Source organism: Pseudomonas monachiensis, from assembly GCF_047345015.1.
Lineage (GTDB): Bacteria > Pseudomonadota > Gammaproteobacteria > Pseudomonadales > Pseudomonadaceae > Aquipseudomonas > Aquipseudomonas monachiensis.
The window spans coordinates 6,082,317-6,107,521 of the sequence record NZ_CP178857.1 but is presented as its reverse complement, the minus strand read 5'-3'; the positions used below and the strand labels follow the sequence as shown (position 1 = coordinate 6,107,521).

Annotated in this window: 21 protein-coding genes and 2 pseudogenes; 9 read left to right on the top strand and 14 right to left on the bottom strand. The window is 58.9% G+C overall.

The window, feature by feature from the left end; translation table 11 throughout:
• Positions 1 to 140 precede the first annotated feature (140 nt).
• Positions 141 to 1,904 (top strand): cation:proton antiporter, encoded by a 1,764-nt coding sequence (locus ACMDB8_RS27610; RefSeq protein ID WP_409078200.1) that lies wholly within the window; start codon positions 141 to 143, stop codon positions 1,902 to 1,904.
• Positions 1,905 to 1,926: 22 nt separating this feature from the next.
• On the opposite strand, the gene ACMDB8_RS27605 is transcribed toward ACMDB8_RS27610, so the two are convergent.
• The 4 genes and pseudogenes from ACMDB8_RS27605 to uvrD all read right to left on the bottom strand — a co-directional run bounded on the left by ACMDB8_RS27605 (position 1,927) and on the right by uvrD (position 5,903).
• Positions 1,927 to 2,334 carry an SMI1/KNR4 family protein gene (locus ACMDB8_RS27605; protein ID WP_019694340.1) on the bottom strand — a complete coding sequence of 136 codons (408 nt, stop codon included), beginning with the start codon at positions 2,332 to 2,334 and terminating at the stop codon, positions 1,927 to 1,929.
• A gap of 138 nt (positions 2,335 to 2,472) precedes the next feature.
• On the bottom strand, positions 2,473 to 3,351 hold the full coding sequence (locus tag ACMDB8_RS27600; RefSeq protein ID WP_056726809.1) for a Tim44 domain-containing protein: 879 nt from the start codon (positions 3,349 to 3,351) through the stop codon (positions 2,473 to 2,475).
• A 209-nt stretch (positions 3,352 to 3,560) separates the two neighbouring features.
• A pseudogene (locus ACMDB8_RS27595) lies at positions 3,561 to 3,698 on the bottom strand (EamA family transporter); the annotation flags it as partial.
• A gap of 21 nt (positions 3,699 to 3,719) precedes the next feature.
• Entirely contained in the window at positions 3,720 to 5,903 is a 2,184-nt protein-coding gene (gene uvrD, locus ACMDB8_RS27590; RefSeq protein WP_056726810.1) for a DNA helicase II, read from the bottom strand.
• Positions 5,904 to 6,159: 256 nt separating this feature from the next.
• Between uvrD and ACMDB8_RS27585 the strand changes: the two genes are divergently transcribed.
• Positions 6,160 to 9,030 (top strand): EAL domain-containing protein, encoded by a 2,871-nt coding sequence (locus ACMDB8_RS27585; protein WP_056726811.1) that lies wholly within the window; start codon positions 6,160 to 6,162, stop codon positions 9,028 to 9,030.
• Positions 9,031 to 9,101: 71 nt separating this feature from the next.
• Here the strand turns inward: ACMDB8_RS27585 and ACMDB8_RS27580 are convergent, their stop codons facing one another.
• Positions 9,102 to 9,416, bottom strand: coding sequence for a hypothetical protein (locus tag ACMDB8_RS27580; RefSeq protein WP_056726812.1), 315 nt, complete (start codon positions 9,414 to 9,416; stop codon positions 9,102 to 9,104).
• Positions 9,417 to 9,616: 200 nt separating this feature from the next.
• Here ACMDB8_RS27580 and ACMDB8_RS27575 point away from each other — a divergent pair.
• Positions 9,617 to 9,933, top strand: a pseudogene (locus tag ACMDB8_RS27575) (transposase); the annotation flags it as partial.
• Positions 9,934 to 10,182: 249 nt separating this feature from the next.
• Here the strand turns inward: ACMDB8_RS27575 and ACMDB8_RS27570 are convergent.
• The gene (locus tag ACMDB8_RS27570) at positions 10,183 to 10,491 is read right to left on the bottom strand and encodes a hypothetical protein (RefSeq protein ID WP_056726814.1); all 309 of its coding nucleotides are present in this window, start codon (positions 10,489 to 10,491) and stop codon (positions 10,183 to 10,185) included.
• A 336-nt stretch (positions 10,492 to 10,827) separates the two neighbouring features.
• Here ACMDB8_RS27570 and hexR point away from each other — a divergent pair, with 336 nt between their 5' ends.
• Both hexR and ACMDB8_RS27560 read left to right on the top strand, forming a co-directional pair.
• Positions 10,828 to 11,694, top strand: a complete 867-nt coding sequence (gene hexR, locus ACMDB8_RS27565) for a transcriptional regulator HexR (protein ID WP_007954250.1) — start codon at positions 10,828 to 10,830, stop codon at positions 11,692 to 11,694.
• Positions 11,695 to 11,870: 176 nt separating this feature from the next.
• A complete protein-coding gene (locus ACMDB8_RS27560; RefSeq protein WP_046038865.1) occupies positions 11,871 to 12,080 on the top strand; it encodes a PA3496 family putative envelope integrity protein in 210 nt (69 codons plus the stop codon).
• Here the strand turns inward: ACMDB8_RS27560 and ACMDB8_RS27555 are convergent.
• Entirely contained in the window at positions 12,022 to 12,984 is a 963-nt protein-coding gene (locus ACMDB8_RS27555) for a LysR family transcriptional regulator (protein WP_095943442.1), read from the bottom strand. The two genes, ACMDB8_RS27560 and ACMDB8_RS27555, sit on opposite strands and share 59 nt — an antisense overlap.
• A 190-nt stretch (positions 12,985 to 13,174) precedes the next feature.
• Between ACMDB8_RS27555 and ACMDB8_RS27550 the strand changes: the two genes are divergently transcribed.
• Together ACMDB8_RS27550 and oadA are read left to right on the top strand one after the other, a co-directional pair.
• Entirely contained in the window at positions 13,175 to 14,590 is a 1,416-nt protein-coding gene (locus ACMDB8_RS27550; protein ID WP_008045577.1) for an acetyl-CoA carboxylase biotin carboxylase subunit, read from the top strand.
• An 11-nt stretch (positions 14,591 to 14,601) separates the two neighbouring features.
• Complete coding sequence (gene oadA, locus ACMDB8_RS27545; RefSeq protein WP_409078199.1) at positions 14,602 to 16,410, top strand: sodium-extruding oxaloacetate decarboxylase subunit alpha; 1,809 nt, start codon at positions 14,602 to 14,604, stop codon at positions 16,408 to 16,410.
• Positions 16,411 to 16,518: 108 nt separating this feature from the next.
• Here oadA and ACMDB8_RS27540 read toward each other — a convergent pair whose 3' ends face one another.
• From ACMDB8_RS27540 to ACMDB8_RS27530, 3 genes are read right to left on the bottom strand one after another with little or no spacing between them, the layout of a single operon-like run.
• Positions 16,519 to 17,199 (bottom strand): GNAT family N-acetyltransferase, encoded by a 681-nt coding sequence (locus ACMDB8_RS27540; RefSeq protein WP_056726817.1) that lies wholly within the window; start codon positions 17,197 to 17,199, stop codon positions 16,519 to 16,521.
• A gap of 16 nt (positions 17,200 to 17,215) precedes the next feature.
• Positions 17,216 to 17,662 (bottom strand): GNAT family N-acetyltransferase, encoded by a 447-nt coding sequence (locus ACMDB8_RS27535; RefSeq protein ID WP_056726818.1) that lies wholly within the window; start codon positions 17,660 to 17,662, stop codon positions 17,216 to 17,218.
• Positions 17,663 to 17,672: 10 nt separating this feature from the next.
• Positions 17,673 to 18,296, bottom strand: a complete 624-nt coding sequence (locus tag ACMDB8_RS27530; protein ID WP_409078198.1) for an FMN-binding negative transcriptional regulator — start codon at positions 18,294 to 18,296, stop codon at positions 17,673 to 17,675.
• Positions 18,297 to 18,388: 92 nt separating this feature from the next.
• On the opposite strand from ACMDB8_RS27530, the gene ACMDB8_RS27525 reads away from it, so the two are divergent.
• Both ACMDB8_RS27525 and ACMDB8_RS27520 read left to right on the top strand, forming a co-directional pair.
• Positions 18,389 to 19,942, top strand: a complete 1,554-nt coding sequence (locus tag ACMDB8_RS27525) for a PLP-dependent aminotransferase family protein (protein WP_056726820.1) — start codon at positions 18,389 to 18,391, stop codon at positions 19,940 to 19,942.
• A gap of 349 nt (positions 19,943 to 20,291) precedes the next feature.
• Positions 20,292 to 20,750: a hypothetical protein gene (locus tag ACMDB8_RS27520; protein ID WP_056726821.1), complete on the top strand. Its 459-nt coding sequence runs from the start codon at positions 20,292 to 20,294 to the stop codon at positions 20,748 to 20,750.
• A gap of 50 nt (positions 20,751 to 20,800) precedes the next feature.
• Here ACMDB8_RS27520 and ACMDB8_RS27515 read toward each other — a convergent pair whose 3' ends face one another.
• The 4 genes from ACMDB8_RS27515 to ACMDB8_RS27500 all read right to left on the bottom strand — a co-directional run bounded on the left by ACMDB8_RS27515 (position 20,801) and on the right by ACMDB8_RS27500 (position 25,191).
• A complete protein-coding gene (locus ACMDB8_RS27515; RefSeq protein WP_056726822.1) occupies positions 20,801 to 21,901 on the bottom strand; it encodes a polyamine ABC transporter substrate-binding protein in 1,101 nt (366 codons plus the stop codon).
• A 15-nt stretch (positions 21,902 to 21,916) separates the two neighbouring features.
• Entirely contained in the window at positions 21,917 to 22,945 is a 1,029-nt protein-coding gene (locus ACMDB8_RS27510) for a histone deacetylase family protein (protein ID WP_056726823.1), read from the bottom strand.
• A gap of 137 nt (positions 22,946 to 23,082) precedes the next feature.
• Positions 23,083 to 24,081, bottom strand: a complete 999-nt coding sequence (locus tag ACMDB8_RS27505) for an AraC family transcriptional regulator (RefSeq protein ID WP_223542662.1) — start codon at positions 24,079 to 24,081, stop codon at positions 23,083 to 23,085.
• Positions 24,082 to 24,186: 105 nt separating this feature from the next.
• The gene (locus tag ACMDB8_RS27500) at positions 24,187 to 25,191 is read right to left on the bottom strand and encodes an asparaginase (protein ID WP_409078197.1); all 1,005 of its coding nucleotides are present in this window, start codon (positions 25,189 to 25,191) and stop codon (positions 24,187 to 24,189) included.
• Positions 25,192 to 25,205 lie beyond the last annotated feature (14 nt).

The following is a 25,205-nucleotide window of genomic DNA, read 5'->3' as shown; positions in this document are numbered from 1 at the left end:
CTGCCAGAAGTCGCGGTGTTACCCTGCAAAAAGCCCTGTCTCAAGGGCATTTCCTACGTGCAATTCCGATTTTTGTTCTGCTCGATCAGATATTTCCTGCGTCCGGGGATCGAGCAATGCCACCCAGGGAGTCTCACGCCATGCATGCCATCAGTTTCATTCAGGATCTGGCAGTGATCATGTTGATCGCAGGTGTGGTCACCGTGGTCTTCCATCGCCTGAAACAACCGGTGGTGCTGGGATACATCGTTGCCGGGTTCATCATTGGCCCGCATACCCCGCCGTTCGGCCTGATCCATGACGAAGAAACCATCAAGACCCTTGCCGAACTCGGGGTGATATTCCTGATGTTCTGTCTGGGCCTGGAGTTCAGCCTGCGCAAGTTGTTCAAGGTCGGTGCCACGGCATTCATCGCGGCATTCCTGGAAATCGTGCTGATGATCTGGATCGGCTACGAGATCGGTCGCTGGTTCGACTGGAACACCATGGACTCACTGTTCCTCGGCGCGATCCTGGCGATTTCCTCGACCACCATCATCGTCAAGGCGCTCAATGATCTGAAGCTGAAGAACGAGCGGTTTGCCCAGTTGATATTCGGAGTGCTGATCGTCGAAGACATCCTGGGCATCGGCATCATCGCGCTGCTGTCCAGCATCGCGGTCAGCGGCACGGTCAGCTCCGGTGAAGTGTTTTCCACGGTCGGCAAGCTGTCGCTGTTCATGATCGTCGCGTTGGTCATCGGCATCCTGATGGTGCCGCGGTTGCTGGCCTACGTCGCCAGATTCGACAGCAACGAAATGCTGCTGATCACGGTACTGGGCCTGTGTTTTGGCTTCTGCCTGCTGGTAGTCAAGCTTGAATACAGCATGGTCCTCGGGGCATTCCTGATCGGCGCGATCATGGCGGAATCCCGGCAACTGCTGAAAATTGAACGACTGATTGAACCGGTCCGCGATCTTTTCAGTGCGATTTTCTTCGTGGCCATCGGGCTGATGCTCGATCCGGCGATCCTGCTTCAGTACGCCTGGCCAATCGCCGTAATCACCATAGCCGTGGTGCTTGGCAAGATGCTGTCCTGCGGCCTCGGTGCATTTATCGCCGGTAATGACGGACGCACTTCGCTGCGGGTCGGGATGGGTCTTTCTCAGATTGGCGAATTCTCTTTCATCATCGCGGCACTGGGCATGACGTTGCAGGTCACCAGTAACTTTCTGTACCCCGTGGCTGTGGCAGTTTCGGTGATCACGACCCTGCTGACGCCCTATCTGATCCGCGCGGCGGATCCATTGTCGATCAAGCTTGCCAGCGTCATGCCAGAGCGCCTGGGACGGGTGTTGGGGATGTATGGCGAATGGCTGCGCAGCATCCAGCCTCAGGGTGAGGGCGCGTTACTGGCATCCATGATTCGCAGGATTTTGCTGCAGGTGGGAGTCAATCTGGCGCTCGTGATCGCAATCTTCTTTTCGGGCGCGTACTTCGCCGAACGCATGTCGGCTTACCTGCAAGGCTGGATCAGTGATCCGAGCTGGCAAAAGGCGTTGATCTGGGGTGGGGCGCTGCTGTTATCGCTGCCTTTTTTGATTGCGGCGTACCGCAAGCTAAAGGCACTGTCGATGTTGCTGGCGGAAATGGGCGTGAAGCCGGAGATGGCCGGGCGCCATACGCAGCGAGTGCGCCGGGTAATCGCCGAAGTGATCCCGATCCTGTCGCTGCTGGTGATCTTTTTGCTGTTGGCAGCCTTGTCGGCCAGTATTCTGCCGACCAACAAGTTGCTGGTACTGATCGCCGTAGTCGCGGCCGCCGTGGCGGCGCTACTGTGGCGCTGGTTCATTCGTGTGCATACGCGGATGCAGGTGGCGTTGCTGGAAACCCTCGACAATCACAAGGAGTCGTCCGGGCATTGACCACCCAGCGGCGTTGACTGGATCAGCTTTCCAGCCAGACGTCCCGCGCCCAGTGCCATACCGATTCCCAGGTTTCTTCGGCGAGCAGCTCTTCTTCGGCCAACCACAGCACCACGGTGCCGTCTTCTTCGACCAGGTAGTAATTGTCACCGTCCTGGCAGATCGGAATCATGCTGCGATCGACCCCGGCGTCCCAGGCGTTGGCGGCAACGTCGGGCAGGTAAGTGTGGGATTGCGGGTCAGTCACGGTGACCGGTTCCAGGCTGCCGTATACCACGTCGCTGACGGTCAGCAGAAACTCTCTGAAGACGAACGGAATGTCGATGAACAGTTGTTCTTCGATTTCGACCAGCAGGTCTTCGTCGGGCAATTCCAAGGGGACCGGTACCGGTTCGTTGGCTTCACGCAGTTGTTCGATGATTTCTTCCACGTCCGGGATCCTCTTGCTTGTATGGCGCGGTTTATATGGGGCGGTTTATACAGTAGCTTGCTATAGATGCAACCGCGAAATAGAAAACCCCGGCCGAGGCCGGGGTTTTGTTTACTGCAAGTGAAGCGCTGGAGGGAGTCAGCCGTTCTGGCGGATACCAGCTACCAGCCAAGGCTGGTTTTCGCCTTGTGCACGTTCCATGTTCCAGCTTTCGCTGAAGACTTCGCCCTGGTCGAAACGCGAGGTTTTCGACACGCCAGTGAAAGTCAGGGTGGCAATGGTCTTGTCGGCGCGATCGTCCACGCCGTCCAGTTGTACATTGAGGTTATCGATGTAGGTGGACTGGAAACCGTCGCCCAGGTCAGCACGCTCACGCTTGAGGAACTCCAGCATTTGCGGGGTCACGAACTCGGCGATCTTGTCCATTTCGTTGGCGTCCCAGTGCTGTTGCAGGGACTGGAAGTGATTGCGCGCCGCTTCGACGAAGTTTGTTTCGTTGAACCAGGCTGGCGCGTTGATCACCGGGCGAGCGGCAACAGGTGCTGCCGAGCCACCGAAGATCGAACCACCGGCAGGCTTTTGTTCGAACGCCTCACGTTGCATCGGCGCGTGGCCGGCCGGGGCGTACTGCTCCTGCTGCTTGCGACGACGGGCGGCGATAAAGCGGAAGACCAGGAACGCAATGACGGCCATGATCAGGATGTCGAAGATCTGCATGCCTTGGAAGCCGTCACCCATGAACATGGATGCCAGCAGGCCACCGGCCGCGATACCGGCGAGCGGGCCGAGCCAGCGCGAAGCGCCACCAGCCTTGGCGGCAGCGCCAGCGGCACCGGCAGCACCAGCGGTCGCCGCAGCGCCGCCCATGCCTGGAGAAGAAGGAGCCATCTGGCTGGTCTGGTGAGTCGGCGCAGCGCCTGCGCTTTTGCCACCACCGAAGCGCTTGGCGGCATTGACGTCGAGACTCATCGTCAGGCCGATGCACAACGCCATGGCGATGCTAAGAAAACGTTTCATAAAGGGAATTCCCATTTGTGGAAGGCACGCGCGCCATGTTGCACAGGTGAAGTGTTACTGGCTAGCGGCAGAGTGTTTCGGGCTTTTGCCTGACAGGTCGTGTTCAGCTCCAGTCAGTGCAATAAGGCCTTTTGACTTTGATCTGTCAGATGAGTGGACAGGGCTTGTAGGACGCTTGCCTGGCGTCGCAGGGAAACCAGTGACACCGATGCGGGGAAATAGCAGATCCACGATGCACCGGTGGCAAGGCCCGACAACAGCAGGAACAGATAGCTCTGCGTAGAGATCGATCCCAATGATTGATATTGGCCCGTGGCGTACAAAATCAAGGCCAGGCTCGCTTCCACAGATAAACTGTCAGTGTGACCTTAAATAGCTTCCAGCTTGGCGTAACCCAGCATCAGCCACTTGCTGCCTTCGCTGAAGTTCACCTGCACCCGGGCCTGGGCCCCGGCGCCTTCGAAGTTGAGGATCACGCCATCGCCAAACACCGAGTGGCGTACGGTCTGGCCCAGGCTGAAGCCGGTCTGCGGAATCTCGCTGCCGCTGAACAGGTTGCTGCCACTCATCGACTGGTTGCCACCGAACGGGCGGCTGACGCTGTTGGACAGCCGCACCTCCTGAATCAGGCCTTTCGGAACTTCGCGTACGAAACGCGACACCTTGTTGTAGGTCTCGCTGCCATAGAGGCGTCGGGTCTCGGCATAGGTCATCACCAGGTTCTGCATGGCCCGGGTGATGCCTACGTAGGCCAGACGACGTTCTTCCTCAAGGCGGCCGGGTTCTTCCAGGCTCATCTTGTGCGGGAACAGGCCTTCTTCCATGCCCACCAGGAACACGTAAGGGAATTCCAGGCCTTTGGCGCTGTGCAGAGTCATCAACTGGATGCTGTCTTCGTGCTCGTCGGCCTGGGTGTCGCCGGCCTCCAGCGATGCGTGACCGAGGAACGCTGCCAATGGCGTCAGCTCTTCGTCTTCCTCGCTGTTTTCGAAATTGCGTGCGGCGCTGACCAGTTCCTCAAGGTTTTCTACCCGGGCTTGGCCTTTCTCGCCTTTTTCCGCTTCGTGATAGGCGATCAGCCCCGACTGCTCGATGACGGTCTGGGTCATCAGGTGCAGTGGCATTTCCATGCACTTGGCGGCGAGGTTCTCGATCAGCTCGATAAACGCGCCAAGGGCGCCGGCCGCACGACCGGTCAGGCCTTTGTTGGCCACCAGTTGGCGCATCGCTTCCCACATCGACACATCGCTGTGGCGCGCATGGTCGCGGATCGCTTCGACGGTTTTTTCTCCGATGCCACGGGCCGGCACGTTGATCACCCGTTCCAGCGCGGCGTCGTTGCCACGACCTTCAAGCAAGCGCAGGTAGGCCATGGCGTTCTTGATTTCGGCGCGTTCGAAGAAGCGCTGGCCGCCATAGATACGGTAGGGAATGCGCTCGCGCAGCAAGGCTTCTTCCAGAACCCGCGATTGGGCGTTGGAGCGGTACAAAATCGCGATATCGCTACGAGACAAGCCGGTTTTCAGCGCGCTTTCTATAGTTTCGACAACGTAGCGTGCTTCGTCGTGTTCGTTGAAGGCTGCGTACAGGTTGATCGCTTCGCCTTCGCCGCCGTCTGTCCACAGCTCTTTGCCCAGGCGTCCGGTGTTATTGGCGATCAAGGCGTTGGCAGCTTTCAGGATGCCGGCGGTGGAGCGATAGTTTTGCTCCAGGCGAATGGTTTCGGCGTCCGGGAAGTCTTCGGAATACTGGTAGATGTTCTCGATTTTCGCGCCGCGCCAGCCGTAGATCGACTGGTCATCGTCGCCTACGACCATCAGGCTGTCGCCACCCTTGGCCAGCAGGCGCAACCAGGCGTATTGCACGGCGTTGGTGTCCTGGAACTCGTCCACCAGGATGTGCCGGAAGCGCTTTTGATAGTGAGCGAGCAGGCCTGGGTGATCACGCCACAGATCGAGGGCGCGCAGCAGCAATTCGGAGAAGTCGATGACACCCGCACGCAGGCAGGCGGCCTCGTAGGCTTCATAGATGCCGCGCATGGTCGCCAGGAACAGGTCACCGCTGGCCTGGATGTGTTGAGGGCGCAGGCCTTCGTCTTTCTGACCGTTGATGAACCATTGGGCCTGACGGGCCGGCCAGCGCTGTTCGTCCAGGCCGAGTTCGCGGATCACCCGCTTGACCAGTCGTTGCTGATCATCGCTGTCGAGAATCTGGAAGGTCTGGCTCAAGCCCGCTTCCTGCCAGTGCGCCCGCAGAAGGCGGTGCGCCAGGCCGTGGAAGGTGCCGACCCACATACCGGCCGGGTTAATACCCATCAGTTGCTCGATGCGCTGGCGCATCTCGGCAGCGGCCTTGTTGGTGAAGGTCACCGACAGGATGGAGTGGGGCGAGGCGTTTTCGACCTGGATCAACCAGGCGATACGGTGCACCAGCACTCGGGTTTTACCGGAACCAGCACCGGCCAGGACCAACTGACGACCCACGGGGGCCGCTACGGCCTGACGTTGGGCATCGTTGAGGGAGTTCAGCAGAAGGGAGAGATCATCGCGCATCGGGGCATTCTAGGGGGCCGCGACACACCGGGCAAACCCCGCTTTGCTTTAACCGATGAAAGTTATGCGAAGGACGACTGGTCAGTCATCGGCTGCAGGCGTTGGCGGGGCGTGCCTTGAGCATTTTCAGCGGCATCGGCAGCCGAAAAATTTGGCGATTTATTGATCAGCAGCAGTTTGGTCCGGGCAATTGCTTGTGTATGCTCCGAGCAGTTTCGGGCACATGCTCATCATTATAAGAACAAGAACATCGCCTATGACCCTCAGCTTCGACCTGTCGGGCCCCACTGTGGAGCCTCGGGTGATCCGTAAACAGTACGCCATGGAAATGGCGGTCGAACGCACGCGCCTGTTGTATCAAGGTTCGCTGCTGCCCACGTTGTTCATGCTGATCAATGGCCTGGTCTGCGCCGGTTTGCTCTGGAGCCCGCAGCGCTATTTTCTGGTCAGTGTCTGGCTGGTGTGGTTGTTGTCGTTGGTGGCATTGCGGGTGATTCAGGTCGCAGCCTTCGACTCGGCCATTCCCAACCGTCAGGCCCATCCCATTTGGCGACGGATGTTTTTGCTGGGCTCCGGTCTCACCGGTCTGACGCTGGCAGGTGCCGGCATTGCCCTGGTTCCTGCCGATAACTTCATTCAGCAAGCCTGGGTCTTCGGCCTCATCGGTGCCGCGGCGCTCTCGGCCAGCGTGGCTTATGCGGTCAGCTTGCCGGCCTTTCTGTCATTCACCTTGCCCTGCCTGTTGCCGGCCATTGCCTATATGTTTTGGGGCGCTGACGAACAGCAGCAAGGTTGGGGCTGGTTCGGGCTGATCCTGCTCGGTGCGTTGAGCGTGGTTGCCTGGCAGGTGAATCGATTGATCGATCGGGGCTTGATGCGACGCTTTCAGAATCAGGCACTGATCGAGCATCTGCAGCAGGCGCAAAGCTGCAGTGATCAGCTCAATCAGAAGCTGGCCACTCAGATAGAGCAGCGCCGACGTGCCGAGGACGAGTTGCGAGAGATCCAGGTCGACCTGGAAAACCGAGTCGCTCAACGCAGCCTGGAACTGGACGCCGCCAACCAGGCGCTGAGCAAGAGTGAGGCGCGTCTGGCGCTGGCGTTGAAAGCCAGCGAATTGGGGTTGTGGGACTGGAATCTGCAAACCGACGAAGTCCATCACACACAGATTCAGGAATTGTTCGGCCTGGAGCCGGAACAGGTCACGGCGATACTGCGTCACCTCAAGCCGCGCCTTCACCCTGAGGATCTTCCTGGGCTGAAAAGGGCGCTGGTCGAGCATTTGAAGGGCCGCACCGAGGACTATCAAATCGAGTATCGCGTGCGGCATGGCGATGGCCACTGGGTCTGGATCGAGGACCGCGGGCGGGCAGTCGAGCGTGCCGACAACGGCCGGGTGATTCGCATGGTCGGCACTCGTCGCGATATCAGCGCCAGCAAAGGCCTGGAAGAGCAGCGGCAACTGGCGGCAACCGTATTCGAGGCGGCCAGCGAAGGGATCGTGATTTTCGATCCGAACTACGTCCTGATCGCGATCAATCAAGCCTTCAGTCAGGTGACCGGCTATGACATCGACGACATGATCGGACGCAACGTCGTTGAGTTGCCATGCAGTCGCGATGCTCGTCGGCATTACGCTGCAATACATCAGGCACTGGAGCAGCAAGGGAGCTGGCAAGGCGAATTGGTGGAAACCCGCAAGAACGGCGAGATGTATCCGCAATGGCTGCAACTGAATGCTGTACGCGATACCCGGGGAAATGTAAGCCATATTGTGGGTTTCTTCGCCGATCTCTCGGCTCGCCGAGAATCCGAAGAGCGCATGCGCTATCTGACCCATTACGACGAACTTACCGGTCTGGCCAACCGCGCGATGTTTCGCGAGCGACTCAGCGAGGCTCATCAACGGGTGCGACAGGGCGGTTACCGCAGCCTGGCGTTGCTGCACATCAATCTCGACCGGTTCAAGCAACTCAACGACAGCCTGGGGCATGAAGTCGCCGACCAGTTGTTGCAGAAAATGGCCCGGCGACTGGTGAATGCATTGCCTGAAGCAGACACCATCGCACGCCTTTCCGGTGATGAGTTTGCCGTGCTGTTCAATTCCTACGGTAACCTTTCGAGCCTGGCCCGGGTGGCGACTCGTCTGGCGAACAAATTGCGTTTGCCGGTGACCATTGACGGGCATGAGCTGGTGGTCAGCGCATCGATGGGCATCAGCCTGCTGCCGGACAGCGCGCGGGAAATATCGGCATTGGTCAGTCAGTCGAACATGGCGATGCAGCACGCCAAACATCTGGGTGGCGATAATTTTCAGTTTTACACCGACAGCTTGCAAGCCAGCACGCTGGAGCGTTTACAGTTGGAAAACCATCTGCGCAAAGCCATCGAAGACAAACAACTGAAGGTGTTTTACCAGCCGAAACTGTGCCTGGCCACTGGCCGATTGAATGCCGCCGAAGCCTTGGTGCGTTGGGATCATCCGACCATGGGACGCGTGCCGCCGGGGGATTTCATCGGCCTGGCTGAAGAAACCGGATTGATCGGCCCGATCGGTGAGTTCGTGCTGCGTCAGGCCTGCTGGCAAGCCTGTGAGTGGCAACGGCAGGGGCTGGACGCGATACGGGTGTCGGTCAATCTGTCGGTGCATCAATTGCGCCAGGGCAAGCTGGTCAGCCTGGTGCGGCAGGTGCTGGAAGAGACCGGGCTGGCGCCGCAACTGCTGGAGCTGGAACTCACCGAAAGCCAGTTGCTGGACAGCGTCGAGCACATCATCGCAACCTTCCAGCAATTGCGTGATCTCGGAGTGAAACTGGCCATTGACGATTTTGGCACCGGTTACTCCTCCCTGAGCTATCTCAAGCGAATCCCGGTGGACTACGTGAAGATTGATCAGGCGTTTATCCGTGGCTTGGGGGAGGGCAGTGAAGACGCGGCGATTACCCGGGCAATCATTGCCATGGCTCACGGCCTGAAGCTGAAGGTCGTGGCGGAGGGGGTGGAGCGGGAAGAACAGCTTGAGTTCCTGAAAGCCGAGCGCTGCGATGAAGTACAGGGCTATTTGATCAGCCGTCCAGTTGAGGCCGAGACGTTGGCGGGTTTACTGCACACGCAAGCCGCAAGCTGAGACGGTGGCGTCCCGTCTATCAGGCAGACGAGGCTGCGGGACGCCTGAATTGCCGGAAGCAGTTTATGCTTTTAGCTAGTAAACGTTATTTTATCAATATGGTGCAGCAACTTGCCTTCGTAGAAGATACTAACGCTGGTGAACTTGAAATCGGAGTTGTAATTCCCCCATGCGAAATATCTAACACGCTTATCGGTTTCAACCTGCAGTGACGTTTCATTGGAACTTTCCAATTTAAGCTCCAGGCGCGGTTCGCAGGCGTTGGCCATTTCCAGCTTCGGAGTGATGCCAGAGTGGGCAACGGTTACGGTGCCCTCGACGTTGATCCAGGTGCCGGGAGGCATGCCGTCAATATGTGCGGACCAGTCTTTGGTTTTAATGGTCATGATAGGTAGCTCCTTTAAATGATTTTTTTGCTTCCTGCGGAATTAATATATCCAGCCGTGGTTTGTCACGCTTGAGTTAAGTTGGTTGGATTTGTAAGGCGGTGTGTGCAGCTATTGAATTGGTTCGGCTGCAGTGATCCGCCGACGAAACCACGATCTTCAACTTCTGTCGCCTGCTGGAAAAGCACTAGTTGGTGGCTTATACCGGCGTGGAGAAACGCCCCGAGCATGAAGGTCGCCAGGTCATCTGGAAAATTGCCGCCCGGCGTAGCACCTACCAAAAACTGCGCAAGCGCAGCGTCCTGTACAAAGCCAGGCGCAAGATCGAAAAAGCCGAGGCGCAGGTAAGGGTGAAGGTCGAGCACCTGTTCCGGGTGATCAAGCGCCAGTTCGGTTATGTGAAGACAGGCTTTCGTGGCTGGCCAAGAACACCGCACAGCGGGTGACGCTATTTGCACTGTCGAATCTGTGGATGGCCCGCCGATATTTACTGAGCCATGCAGTAGAGGTGCGCCTTAGTGTGGGGAATAGCCGCCGCGAGGTGCTCGCGACGGCTAAAAAACAGGGGGGGCGTGAGTGATCTCAGCGTTTTTTGGATCGATGCGTCACTTTCAAAATCGGCGGTGACCGAAGTCAGCCAGAAACACATCGCTACGTCAGACCATCCCCAAGAGAGTAGCGCACCGAATGAATTGTTATCGCAATCCCCACTCCCGTTATTAGTTGCTAGGCGGGAGGCCCGGTATTGCGTAAGAATGACAAGTTATTAGTCAGTTATTATTACTTTGTCAATGTGGTGCAATAATTCTCCGTTATAAAAAATTCCAACGCTGGTTACGGCGTGGATTCCAGGTATTTTGTATTCTACAACTCTGTCTGTTAAGACTGGCAAAATGCCTTTTTGATCCTCAAGGATCAGTTCCAGAGGCAGGAAGGGAGTGTCTTGTACCTGGCTTGGCACAAGCTTTGGCATAATGCCTGAGTCAGTAACAGTTACGGTACCAGACACTCGAAAATAAGTGGCGCCAGGCATGCGGTTAATTTGTGCTGTCCAGTTTTTTGTTTGAATGCTCATTGTATTCAGTTCCTTTTGATTAGGTTGTTTTGCTCCTGCGAAATTAATGTAGCAAGGTTGAATATGTTAATGGTGGTGTTTGTTGGTGGACTATGTAAATTTGTATGTTTGATTTTATTGTTATATGAACTTCCAGTGGCTGGAGCAGACGCTGTCTTTTTCTCGTGGGCCTGATCGATCACTGGCTTGCATCTGTCGACGAGGGCTACATGAGGTGCCCGCGCGTGAAATCGAGGGATTCGGTAACGCATTGAGCAGGCAAAAAGCCGATTCATGTAGTATAACTACAAGCGTGCTACATCCCCGGCACCTGCCAATAACAAAGAGTCCAGCCCTTTGAATCTGCTGCAACACATCGCCCAGTCTCGCCACCTGTTACGCAAGTCGGAGCTCAAGGTCGCCGACCACGTGCTGCTCGATCCTGCGGCCGTGATGCACAGCTCCATGGCCGACCTGGCCCACAGCGTGGGCATCAGCGAACCGACCATCGTGCGTTTTTGCCGTGCCATCGGTTGTTCCGGCTTTCAGGACCTGAAGCTGAAGCTGGCCCAGAGCCTGGCGGCAGGTGCGAGTTTCGGCCAGTTTGCGATCCATGAGGATGACTCGGTCGCCGACTACAGCCTGAAAATCTTCGACACCACCCTGCATACGCTGATGGAGGTTCGCGAGAAGCTCGATCCGCTGGAGTTGCAGCGGGCGGTGACGCTGATGTCCCAGGCCCAGCGTGTGGAGTTCTACGGCTTTGGCGCCTCGGGTGCGGTCGCCGCGGACGCCCAGCACAAGTTCTTCCGCCTGCTGCTCACTGCTGCGGCGTATTCCGATCCGCACATGCAGGCGATGTCGGCCGTGACGCTCAAGCCAACCGACGTGGCGATCTGCATTTCCCAGTCCGGGCGCTCCAAGGACCTGCTGATCACCGCCAACCTGGTGCGCGAAAGCGGTGCCTCGTTGATCACCTTGTGCCCGAGCCAGACGCCGTTGGCTGAACTGTCTACGGTCAATCTGGCGATCGATGTGCATGAAGACACTGAAATCTATACGCCGCTGACTTCGCGTATCGCCCACCTGGTGGTGATCGACGTGCTGGCGATGGGCGTGGCCATGGCGCGTGGCCCGAGCCTGGTCAACCACCTCAAGAGCGTCAAGCGCAGCCTGCGCAGCTTGCGGCTGTCGCCCAAGTCGGTGAAAGCGCTTGACGACTAAGATCAAGGGATCGCAGCCTTCGGCAGCTCCTACAGGTATTCGCGTTCCTGCGTAGGAGCTGCCGAAGGCTGCGATCTTTGCTTCTGAATGTTCATCTCCCTGTAACGCCCAAGCCGCCAAACCGTCATCCCCCGCGCCTATCTTGAAACTCCCGTACTCGCCTTGGGAGACTCGAAATGGCCATGCCCTACGAAGAACGCAACAGCGCTGTCAAAACCCGTCGTCAGCAAGAAGATCAGCGCCGCATGGAATTCCGCCGCGCCATCGAAGATCGCTGCGAACGTCGTCAGCTTCTGGCCGAAATTGGCGATTTTCCGGAGTTGGAACTCAACTTCTGGCAGGCATCTCCCTCGGCGTCCCGTCGAAACGCTCAACCAGCGCGCTGATCTGAAGCCGTTCGCTACGGATAAACGCCAGGAAGGCGTGAGCCACCGGTGACAGGCGTTTCGCCTTGGCCTGCACCAGGCACCAACTGCGAAACAGTGGCAGCTCTTCGACCGGTAGCTCGATCAGCCCACCGGTTGCCAGCTCGAGGCTCAGGGCGTGGCGCGTCAACAGCGCAACGCCCAGGCCTGCCAGCACACATTCACGCTGAGCTTCGGCAGACGAGACTTCCTGAGTCTGGTTGAAGTGCACGCGCTTCTCTTTGAAGTATTCTTCGCACGCAAGCCGTGTCCCGGAGCCGGGTTCGCGTAGCAGCAGTGTGTAGGGCTCCAGATCCTGCAAGCGCAGCGGCCCCATATGACACAGCGGGTGATCCGGTGGCGCCACGGCGACGATCGGGTTGTTCAGGAACGGCAGGAATTCCAGGCCCATGTCCTGAGGCACCATGGACATGATCACCAGGTCGTCGCGGTTGTCCGACAGGCGCCGAATGACCTGGCCACGGTTGACCACCGTCAGTTGCAGGTTCACTTCCGGGTGCTGGCGTTTGAACGCGGCAAACAGATGCGGCACGAAGTATTTGGCGCTGGATTCGATCGCCAGTTTCAGCTGCCCCTGCAACGAGCCCTGCATGTCCGACAGCTGCATGTCGAGGTTTTCCAGGCGCCCGAAAATATCCCGGCTGGCCCGCTGTAACGCTTCAGCCGCTTCGGTCATGTAGAGTTTTTTGCCGACGTAATCGAACAAAGGCTGACCAATCAGCTCTTCAAGTTGACGAATCTGCAGGCTGACGGCAGGTTGTGTGAGCGACATTTCCTCGGCCGCGCGGCTGTAGGAGCGCAAATCACAGACCTCGTTGAAGATCTGTAATTGCCGCAAAGTCATACGCATCAATGACTTACGCATTATCTGGTCGCTCTCGTCGCTGGTTGGTGAATCAACTATAAGTCTTTACTTATGCGTGACCCAATAATTATTCATTTTTGTTAATCCCTTGTGGGCGCTAGTGTGGACCTGCGACCAAATTGAAACATTTGGTCACTCGTCGACCTGGTCTAGCAGGTCGTGGGTACCACCGGCTCAAGGGAAACTCCAAGTGATAACAAAGATCCTGATCGCCAACCGTGGTGAGATTGCCGTACGAATCGTACGTGCCTGCGCCGAAATGGGCATTCGCTCGGTCGCGATCTACTCCGATGCCGACCGTCATGCCTTGCATGTGAAGCGTGCGGACGAGGCCCACAGTATTGGTGCCGAACCGCTGGCCGGTTACCTGAACCCGCGCAAGCTGGTGAATCTGGCGGTGGAAACCGGTTGCGATGCACTGCACCCAGGCTATGGCTTCCTTTCGGAAAACGCCGAGCTGGCGGAGATCTGCGCCGAACGCGGGATCAAATTCATTGGCCCGTCGGCTGAAGTGATTCGCCGTATGGGCGACAAGACCGAAGCTCGCCGCAGCATGATCAAGGCCGGCGTACCGGTGACCCCGGGCACCGAAGGCAACGTGTCGGGAATTGAAGAAGCCCTGACCGAAGGCGATCGCATCGGTTACCCGGTGATGCTCAAGGCCACTTCCGGTGGTGGCGGCCGCGGCATTCGTCGCTGCAACAGCCGCGAAGAACTCGAACAGGCTTTCCCGCGTGTCATTTCCGAAGCCACCAAGGCGTTCGGTTCGGCGGAAGTGTTCCTGGAAAAATGCATCGTTAATCCGAAGCATATCGAAGCACAGATTCTTGGCGACAGCTTTGGCAACGTGGTGCACCTGTTCGAGCGTGACTGCTCGATCCAGCGCCGCAACCAGAAGCTGATCGAAATCGCCCCGAGCCCGCAACTGACCCCGGAACAGCGCGCCTACATCGGTGACCTGTCGGTGCGCGCAGCCAAGGCCGTGGGATACGAGAACGCCGGTACCGTGGAGTTCCTGCTCGCCGAGGGCGAGGTGTACTTCATGGAGATGAACACCCGGGTGCAGGTGGAACACACCATCACCGAAGAAATCACTGGTATCGACATTGTCCGTGAGCAGATTCGCATTGCCTCCGGCCTGCCGCTTTCGGTGAAGCAGGAAGACATCCACCACCGTGGTTTCGCCCTGCAATTCCGGATCAACGCCGAAGACCCGAAGAACAACTTCCTGCCGAGCTTCGGCAAGATCACCCGTTACTACGCCCCCGGTGGCCCTGGCGTGCGCACCGACACGGCAATCTACACCGGCTACACCATCCCGCCGTACTACGACTCGATGTGCCTGAAACTGGTGGTGTGGGCGCTGACCTGGGAAGAGGCGATGGACCGTGGCTTGCGCGCCCTGGACGACATGCGTCTGCAAGGGGTCAAGACCACCGCCGCGTACTACCAGGAAATCCTGCGTAACCCGGAATTCCGTAGCGGCCAGTTCAACACCAGCTTCGTTGAAAGCCACCCTGAACTGACCAACTACTCGATCAAGCGCAAACCCGAAGAGCTGGCCCTGGCCATCGCCGCCGCCATCGCCGCCCACGCAGGCCTGTGAGGAATAGAACAATGAGCAAACAAATCCACGTTACCGACACAATCCTGCGCGACGCCCACCAATCGCTGCTCGCCACTCGCATGCGCACCGAAGACATGCTGCCGATCTGCGACAAGCTCGACAAAGTCGGCTATTGGTCACTGGAATGCTGGGGCGGCGCGACCTTCGACGCCTGCGTTCGCTTCCTGAAAGAAGACCCGTGGGAGCGTCTGCGCCAACTGCGCGCGGCGCTGCCTAACACCCGTCTGCAAATGCTGCTGCGTGGCCAGAACCTGCTGGGCTACCGCCACTACAGCGACGACGTGGTCAAGGCCTTCGTCGCCAAGGCGGCGGTCAACGGTATCGACGTGTTCCGCATCTTCGACGCCATGAACGACGTGCGTAACCTGCGCGTGGCCATCGAAGCGGTGAAAGCCGCCGGCAAACACGCCCAGGGCACCATCGCCTACACCACCAGCCCGGTGCACACCATCGAGGCCTTCGTGAGCCAGGCCAAGCAAATGGAAGCCATGGGTTGCGACTCGGTGGCGATCAAGGACATGGCCGGCCTGCTGACCCCGTACGCCACCGGCGAACTGGTCAAGGCGCTGAAAGCCGAGCAATCGCTGCCAGTGTTCATTCACTCCCACGACACGGCTGGTCTGGCCGCGATGTGCCAAATGAAGGCCATCGAAAACGGTGCCGACCACATCGACACCGCGATCTCCAGTTTCGCCTGGGGCACCAGCCACCCGGGTACCGAATCGATGGTCGCCGCTCTTAAAGGCAGCGAGTTTGACACCGGCCTGAACCTGGAACTGCTGCAAGAAATCGGCCTGTACTTCTACGCCGTACGCAAGAAGTACCACCAGTTCGAAAGCGAATTCACCGCCGTCGACACCCGTGTTCAAGTCAACCAGGTACCGGGCGGGATGATTTCCAACCTGGCCAACCAGTTGAAAGAGCAGGGCGCACTCAATCGCATGAGCGAAGTGCTGGCCGAAATCCCGCGGGTTCGTGAAGACCTCGGCTTCCCGCCGCTGGTGACCCCGACTTCGCAGATCGTCGGCACCCAGGCGTTCTTCAACGTGCTGGCCGGCGAGCGCTACAAGACCATCACCAACGAAGTGAAACTGTACCTGCAAGGCGGTTACGGTAAGGCGCCGGGCACCGTGAACGAACAACTGCGTCGCCAGGCCATCGGCAGCGAAGAAGTAATCGACGTTCGTCCGGCCGATCTGCTCAAACCGGAAATGGCCAAGCTGCGTGCCGACATCGGTGCACTGGCCAAGTCTGAAGAAGACGTACTGACCTTCGCCATGTTCCCGGACATCGGTCGCAAGTTCCTCGAAGAGCGTGCTGCGGGCACCCTGACGCCAGAAGTGCTGTTGCCGATTCCTGAAGCCGGCGGCGTCGCCTCTGTCGGTGGGGAAGGCGTGCCAACCGAGTTCGTCATTGACGTTCACGGCGAAACCTACCGCGTCGACATCACCGGTGTTGGCGTCAAGGCCGAAGGCAAGCGTCACTTCTACCTGTCCATCGACGGTATGCCGGAAGAAGTGGTGTTTGAGCCGCTCAACGAATTCGTCGGCGGCGGCAGCAGCAAGCGCAAGCAAGCCACTGCACCGGGTCACGTCAGCACCACCATGCCGGGCAACATCGTCGACGTGCTGGTCAAGGAAGGCGACACCGTCAAGGCAGGCCAGGCCGTGCTGATCACCGAAGCGATGAAGATGGAAACCGAAGTCCAGGCAGCCATCGCCGGTAAAGTCACCGCCATTCACGTGGCCAAGGGCGACCGGGTGAACCCGGGCGAGATCCTGATCGAGATCGAAGGCTGAGTTAACAGCCGCGATACAACGCTTTATACCTCGGGGGAGCATGTGCTCCCCTTTTTTTCGCCCGAAATTCAACCCGCGGCCTTCGCCGAAGACTGCGGTTTTATGGATTCAGGACTGTTGCGTTCTGCACTCCACCAACCCTTTAACCTGACCCGAGGCGGTTTGGTTCTCATCGCTCAGCCACTTCTCGAACCCGGCGCCAATCGCCGGCCATTCCGAATCCAGAATCGAGTACCACGCGGTGTCCCGATTTTGTCCTTTGACCACCATGTGCTGACGGAACACTCCCTCAAAACTGAAGCCCAGGCGCTCGGCCGCGTATTTGGAGCGGGCGTTGGCGTTGTTGCATTTCCATTCCAGGCGACGGTAACCCAGGGCAAAGGATTCCTTGGCCAACAGGTAAACCGCCTCGGTGCTTTTCGGCGAGCGCTGCATCGGGGCGCCGAAGGTAACGTGGCCGATTTCGATGCGGCCCTGGGCCGGGACGATGGACATCAGGCTGAGTATGCCCTGGACCTCGCCGCTGGCGCGGTCGATTACGCTGAAGAAATACGGGTCGCTACTGGCCGCGTGGTTGTTCAGCCAGTCGTTGAAGACGCTGCGCTCAGGGAAGGGGCCGTAAGGCAGGTAGTCCCACAGCTTCGGGTCGGCGCCGGGGCCTTGCAGGGCGTTGAACAGGTCGTCGCCGTGGCGCGCCGGGTCGAGTTTTTCCAGGCGGATGTAACGCCCTTCGATCAGTTGAGTCGTGGGGGCCGGGACGCCTTTCCAGTCGGCGAGTGAAATCGACATGCTGTTCTCCTTGAACTTAGATGGCTTTGCGAAACTGGATGAAACCCGGGCGTTCGGCGATGCGCTCGTAGAGCTGGATCGCGGTGGCGTTGGTTTCGTGGGTCAGCCAGTGGACTTTGTTGCAACCGTCGGCCTTGGCCGTGGTGTAGACGAATTCGATCAACTGGCGGCCGACACCGGTGCCACGGGTTTCCGGGACCACCAGCAAGTCCTGCAGGTAGCAGGAGTTCTCGATGGCCCAGTTCGAACGATGGTAGATGAAATGCACCATGCCCACCGCTTTGCCGTCGGCCCAGGCGAGGGCGGCGTGGGTTGGCTCGTTCGGATCGAGCATGCGCTGCCAGGTGCTTTGGGTAACGGCCTCCGGCAGTTCGGTTTTATAGAAGCGCAGGTAGGCTTGCCACAGCGGCAACCAGGCCGCGTGATCACCGGCGGTGACTTGGCGAATGTCGATTTGACTCATGGTGACCTCCTTAGCGCATTAATTGGGCGAGGCTTTGGTCGTTGACGTCGGGGCTGGCGGCCAGGCCTTCGCGCACACCGGCGATGTCGGCGGGGCTGCGGTTCTGGCTGAGTTTGCGCTTGCCTTCCAGACGGTCGATGGGAATGGCGAAACCGACAATGGCCTTGAGCATGCCGTCGATGTAATCGGCGGGGGCATCGGCCACTGACCACGGTTGGGCGCGGCCAGCTTCATGACGATCGGTGAGGGTGCTGACGATGTCGAGCAGCCGTCCGCCATCGCTGAAGGTTTCGGCTCGGCCGTAGGCGTGTACGGCGACGTAGTTCCAGGTAGGCACGACTTTGCCGTGTTCGGCCTTGCTTGGGTAGAAGCCAGGGCTGACGTAGGCGTCGGCACCGGCAAATATCAGCAGGGCTTCGGCGCCGTCGCGCAGGTCTTTCCATTGTGGATTGGCTTTGGCCAGATGCCCGTACAACGTGCCGTTCGAGCCTTGTTCGCAGTGCAGCAGCACCGGTACATGGCTGGCTTGCAGGCCGCTTTCACCATGGGTCACCAATATGGCGAGACGGGTGGCGAGGATCAGTTCATGCAGTTGGGGCAACTCGTCGATGGCAAAAGCACGTGGCGTATACATGGAGATATTTTCCTTGGCGAATGCCTGCATCCTAGGCAGGCTATTGGTCTGTTGTAAGAGCCATTAACGACCAATTTCATGGGTCCATTACGATGACCAGCGAACCACTGTCCCTGACCTTCAACCCGGCGGGTATCGAACTTGATCGTCGCCAGGGGCTGAGTCGTCAGCTCTACCAGGCATTGCGCACGCGTGTGCTCGACGGACGACTGGCCAGCGGTACGCGTCTGCCGGCCAGTCGTGATCTGGCTGCCGCGCTGGCGATTTCCCGTAACAGCGTGGTGCGCGCCTACGATCAGTTGTACGCCGAAGGGTTTATCGAAGGGCGGGTAGGCGACGGGACTTATGTCGCGCAATTGCCCCAGGCAACCGTGCCGGCAAAAAAACTATCCACAAAAGTATCCACAGGGTTTTCAACAGGGTTACCCACAGCCTTATCCACAAATTGGCTCGATTTACCTGTGGATTCATCCAGCAAAGTTATCCACAACGACCCGTTGACCCGGGTCAAAAACAACCATTTAGCCAATCCTCCGAGCGGTCCGCCCCGGGCATTTCGGGTGGGTGTCCCGGCGTTCGATCTGTTTCCATTCGAGGTCTGGGCCAAGCTGAATGCGGCTTTCTGGCGCAAGCCGGATTTTCAACAGCTGTGCTACGGCGACCCGGCAGGCGATGCACGCCTGCGCGGGATGATCGCCGCGTATTTGCGCAGTTCGCGGGGCATGCAATGCACAGCTGAGCAAATTTTGATCACCAGTGGCGCGCAGCAGGGAATCAGCCTTTGTGCACAGTTGCTGGTGGAGCCCGGCGACGGGGTAGCGATTGAAAATCCGGGGTATCGGGCGGCCGGTCATGCCTTTGCCGTGGCGGGGGCGCGGTTACACGGGGTGGCGGTGGACAGCGAGGGTATCAATTGCAGCGAACTGTCAGCACTCGATGATTGTCGGCTGACCTACGTCACGCCGTCCCACCAGTATCCCACCGGCGTGGTCATGAGCCTGGCGCGACGTCTGGAGCTGCTGGCCTGGGCCGAGCGCACCCAAGGCTGGATCGTCGAGGACGATTACGATGGCGAGTACCGCTACAGCGGCGCGCCACTGGCGCCTTTGGCGGCACTCGATCGTAACGGGCGGGTGTTGTATGTCGGCACGTTCGGCAAGGTCGCGTTTCCGGCATTGCGTCTCGGTTATCTGGTGCTGCCGCCGGGGCTGGTGCAGGCGTTTGCGCAACGACGTGCAGTGGACGTACGGCATTCCGAAGTCAGCACCCAGGCGGTGATGGCCGAGTTCATGGCGGCCGGGCATTTCCAGCGGCACATAAGGCGCATGCGGCGTGCGGCGCTGAGTCGGCGCAATACCTTGCTCAACGGTTGGCCGCTGGATATTCCAGGCATTGGCAAGCTACCCACCGTCGCCGCAGGGCTGCACATGACGGTGCCGGTCGACAGCGTGGCCCGTGAACGCGAGCTGATCGAGTTGGCGAGCAGTGTCGATGTCGAGGTCAACGGCTTGAGCAGTTATTGGCTGCCGGATTGCGCAACCCCGATGGATCAACGCGCCGGTCTGGTACTGGGATTTGCCGCGGTGCCCGAAAAGGCCATCGAGGCGGCGCTGCAACGGTTGCGGACGGTGTGGCGTGCTGGCTGAAACGTGCGAGGTCTTGATAACGACGGGGGCTGCGGATCGCCGGGTCGACACAGTTCTGTGGTGTCCTTTTTCTGGTCAGGTAACCCACCACGTCGTAGCCAGGCTACATGGTTAAATGTCGAAGTTGTAGTTGTAACAAAGTTATATGAAACACTTTCAGGATTGACCGAGCACATCAATGCGCATAAATAATTTGTGCGTAACGGAGGAAGTGTGCACGCAAGCGAAATCGATAATTTCTGTTGTGTATTCTTATTGCCGTTTTATAAGTTTATTTATCATTCGATTCTATGAAGTCATGACCTGAATTCGGGTGTTTTTTTGCTTGGACTCATCAAGGAATATTACTATGAAACATTTACACGCAAAGTGCCTGAAAGCAGCGCTGGAAGCAACGAGGTGCCAGGGCCTGCGGCAGGTAACGGGCGACCACTTTACTGCAACGATTGATGGTGCGGCCTTTAACGCCGATGACGTTCAAGGATTTATCAGTTTTGGTGTAAAGATTGTGGTGGGAGTCATTAATGAGGGAAATAATCGGCGATATATATCGGTGGCGGCGGATGAAGATCTTGGTGACGGAGAGCATGATGTCAGTCTCGATGGAAAAGTCACCATCGGCTATATGATAGAAAATGCAGGGGAGCCGAATCTGGAATATCCTGCGGAGTCTGGTCGAGCTCATATTTGTGGTGAAGGTAATCAACAGGAGTTCTCTGGCTCATTCAATGTCAAGTTGATTGAAGAGTCGCCTTACAAAGAAATTGAAGCAACTTTCAAGGTGGCCAATTTGCATCGCCTGGCCTGAGTTCTAACAATAAAACCTCCTGCCAGCAACGGCAGGAGGTTTTTCTTATCTCAAGTCCCGGACTTGATCTTGGTCCAGGCCCGGGTGCGCGCACGTTCGGCATCGCGCGGCAGCGGTTGCAGGGTGTAGAGCGTGCCCATCGCCGCGTCGGTCGGATACAGGTTGGGGTTGTTGCGAATCGCCGGATCGACCAGTTCCGTGGCGTCCTTGTTCGGGTTCGGATACCCCACGAAGTCACTGACCGGTGCAATCACTTGCGGCTGCAGCAGGTAGTTGATGAAGGTGTAGGCGTCTTCGGGGTTTTTCGCCCCTTTCGGAATCGCCAGCATGTCGAACCAGATCGGCGCGCCTTCTTTCGGCAGGCGCATGTCGACAACAACACCGTTCTTGGCTTCCTTGGCGCGGTTGGCGGCTTGCGAGAAGCTGCCGGAATAACCGACTGCGACACAGATGTCACCGTTGGCAATGTCGGCCATGTACTTGGACGAGTGGAAGTAAGTGATGTACGGACGGATCTTCATTAGCAGTGCTTCAGCCTTGGCGTAGTCCGCGGGCTTCTTGCTGTTGGGGTCCAGGCCGAGGTGTTGCAGGGCCAGCGGCAAAATCTCGGAAGGCGAGTCGAGCAGGGCGACGCCGCACTGCTTGAGCTTGCTGATGTTCTCTTCCTTGAAGATCAGGTCCCAGCTGTCTACCGGCGCGTCGGCGCCCAGGGCTGCCCTGACCTTGTCCGGGTTGAATCCGATCAGGATGGTCCCGTACATGTACGGCACGGCGAACTTGTTGCCTGGGTCGTTGGCTTCGATCAGCTTCATCAGCTTGGGATCGAGGTGGTTCCAGTTCGGCAGCTTGCTGCGGTCCAGGGGCTGGAATACCCCGGCTTCAATTTGCTTGGCGAGGAACACATTGGACGGCACCACCACGTCGTATCCGGAGTTGCCGGTCAGCAGCTTGGCTTCCAGTGCTTCATTGGTGTCGAAGATGTCGTAGACCAGTTTGGTCTGGGCGTTCTGGGTCTTGAAGTCTTCCAGGGCCTTGGGGGTGATGTAGTCGAACCAGTTGTAGACGCGCAACGTCCGCTCTTCCGCGTGTGCGGTGCCGCTGAGCAGCGTGGCGCACAGGGCTGGAAAAATAAAACGCTTAAGACTTTTCATTCTTCTACTTCCTCATTAAGCGCTTTCAAAACCTTCGAGAACGTTTACGGCATTGATGCCGATTTCTTCCACGGCATAGCCGCCTTCCATGACGAACAGCGTGGGTTTGCCGAGCGCTGCGATGCGCTTGCCCATGGCCAGGTAATCCGGGCTGTCGAGTTTGAATTGCGAGATCGGATCGTCCTTGAAGGTATCGACACCCAGGGACACGACGATGATGTTGGCACCGTAGCTTTCGATCTCTTTGCAGGCTTGTTCCAGCGCTGCGCTCCAAGTATCCCAGCCTGAACCGGCGGCCAACGGATAGTTGAAGTTGAACCCTTCGCCAGCACCTTCGCCGCGTTCATCTTCATAGCCGAGGAAGAACGGGAACTCGGCTTCCGGGTGGCCGTGAATCGAGGTGAACAGCACGTCGCTGCGCTCGTAGAAAATCGATTGGGTGCCGTTGCCGTGGTGGTAATCGACGTCGAGGATCGCAACTTTTTTGTGGCCCTGATCGAGGAACGCCTGGGCGGCGATGGCGGCGTTGTTGAGGTAGCAATAACCGCCCATCAAATCGCTGGCGGCGTGGTGTCCCGGTGGGCGGCACAGGGCGAACGCAGATCGGGCGCCGCGCTGGATTTCCGCTTGGGCGGTGAGGGCGACCTGTGCTGCGCTGTACGCCGCTTGCCAGGTGCCGGCGGTAATCGGGGCGCCGCCGTCGAAGCTGTAATAACCGAGTTGGCCGTGCAAGCTGGTGGGTTTGATCGGGCGCAAGGTGCGTGCAGGCCAGGTGTAGGGCAGCAGGTCACCGTCGGTGTTGAATTCGGTCCAGCGCGTCCAGGCACCCTTGAAGAAGTCGAGGTAGTCGCGACTGTGGATGCGCGCGATGGGCTCAAGACCGAAGTCCTTTGGCGCTTCGACTGGGCCAAGGTTCTGGTTCTGCACGCGTTGCAGCACGTGGTCGGCGCGCGAAGGCATCTCGAAGCACGGCTTGAGCTGGCCGTCGATGAGTTCACAGCGGCCATGGTGCAGGTGGTGATCGTCAGAGTAGATCGTCAGCATTTGTTGTTCTCCGCAGGGCTGATTCGGTTGCCCCCAGTGTTGCGGCGCACGACGAATCGGAGAACGGCAGGAAAGGCCAAAAGGGGATCGATACGGCCAAAACATTTGACCGAAATTCGCCCCTTGCTCCCACAGGTTTATCCGTGTGGCCGGAACTGGCTGGGCGCCACACCACTCCAGCGCACAAACGCATGGCGAAAGCTCGCGGTCTCGCTGAAGCCCAGCGCCTCGGCAATTTGATAGATCGGCAACTGATCCTCGCACAGCATTTGCTTGGCCTGCTCGAAGCGCAGTTCGTCGAGCAGTTCCTGATAGCTGCAACCCATGTCCTTGAGATGCCGGCGCAAGGTACGCGCCGAACAGTTCATTTGCTCGGCCAGCCCTTCCAGCCCGGGCGCGGCATTCAGTTGCGCGCTGAGCAATTGGCGGATCCGTCCCAGCCAGGCCTGACGCCCGGTGAACTCGATGTTCTGTTTGCGGCAGCGTTCGGCCATGGCTTGATGGGTGATGACATCGGCCAGCGGCAGTGGCTGGTCGAGCCAGCGCTTGTCGAAGGCGAAGGCATTGTTCCGCGCGTCGAAGTGCACCGGGCAGTTGAAGTGTTCGGCGTAGGTCGCTTCGTAGTCGGGCGCGGCATGTTCGAAGCGTGCGCCGAGCAAGGGCAGGGAATGGCCGAGCAGGTCGTCACAGGTGACTTTCAGCGACACCAGGCAGAACTCGGCGTTGAACACCGCCATGGCCGGGCTCTCGCGGTAATCGGCGGCGGCGAACCAGATGCGCTCGCCATCGTCCTCCAGGCTCAGTTCGAAAAGTGTTCCCAGCAGCGCCGGGTAGCGCATCGCCAGACGCAAAGCGTCACCGAAGGTGGCACTGGTGAGCAGGGCGTAACCGAGCATGCCGTAGCAGGAAACGTGCATCCGCCGGCCCAGTTCCAGGCCGATGTCGCGCTTGAGGGCGACGGCGTTGGCACAGACCTGCATTTCCTGATTGGTGGTGATGCGCGTGTCGGCACGGTTCAGATCCGCCGCACTGATGCCGCTTCCGGCCAGCAGCGCTTCGCTGGACAAGCCTTGTGCCTTGAAGGCATCGAGTACCAGGGAGACGGCGTTGAGCGTGGTGAGGTGGGAGTGGAGCATGAGGACTTCCAGCCTTGGGGTGGCTGGAGCGCAGCAAGTTGTATGCCGGGTGAGAGTCCCAATGTGGGAGCGAGCAAGCCCGCTCCCACAGGGTTATGTGTTGATTCAGCTCAGTTCGCCGCACAGGTCGAGTTCGACAAGCCGACGGACTTCGTCCGTTTCAAGCCCCGCACCCAACAACCCATGCAACTTGCCGAACGCCGCCTCACGGGTCATGCCGCCACCGGACAACACGCCCACACCGCGCAAGCGACTGCCGGCTTCATAGACGTCCAGTTCAACCCCGCCTTCGTGGCATTGCGTGACGGCTACCACGACCACGCCGTTGTCCCGCGCACGTGCGAGGCTGGCGAGAAACCCGGGGTTGTCGCTCGGGCCGGTGCCGCTGCCGTAGCACTCCAGCACCAGGCCCTGAATGCCGCTGTCGAGCAAGCCATCCAGCACTTCGGCGCCGATGCCGGGAAACAGCGGCAGCACCGCGACGCACGCCAATTGTTTGGGCTGGTGGTAATTCAGCTGCGACGGAACCGAAGTCGCTTTCACGCCACCACCCTGACGCTCCAGTCGCTTGAACGGATGACGGCCAAAACTGCGTACCTTGGCGCAACGGGTCGGGTCCAGCAGTTCGCCATGGAAGTACAGATGCACGCCCGGCGCCAGGCCCTGGCCCAGCGCAACCAGCGCGCCGCCGAGGTTTTCCCAGGCGTCGCTGTCAGTCACGCCAGCTGGCAGCATCGAGCCGGTGAGGCACACGCGGGCATGCAGGCCGAGCAACTGGAAACTCATCGCGGCTGCGCTGTAGGCCAGGGTGTCGGTGCCATGCAGGATCAGCACGCTGTCGCAGCCCTGAACATCCACCGCATCGACCACGGCTTCACGCAGCTGCTGCCAATACGTCGGGGTCATGTTGGCGCTGTCGATCAGCGGCGACATTTCACGAAAGCGCCATTGCGGCACCACCAGCTCGGGCTGGCTGTGCAGGTAGTCGCGCATCCGCGCTTCGAAGCCGGATGCCGGGGCCAGGCCGTTGGCGCTGGCCTGCATGCCGATGGTGCCGCCGGTGTAGAGCACCATGACGTGCTGAGCGGCGGGATAGATCGGGGCATTCATGGGAGGTTCTCCAA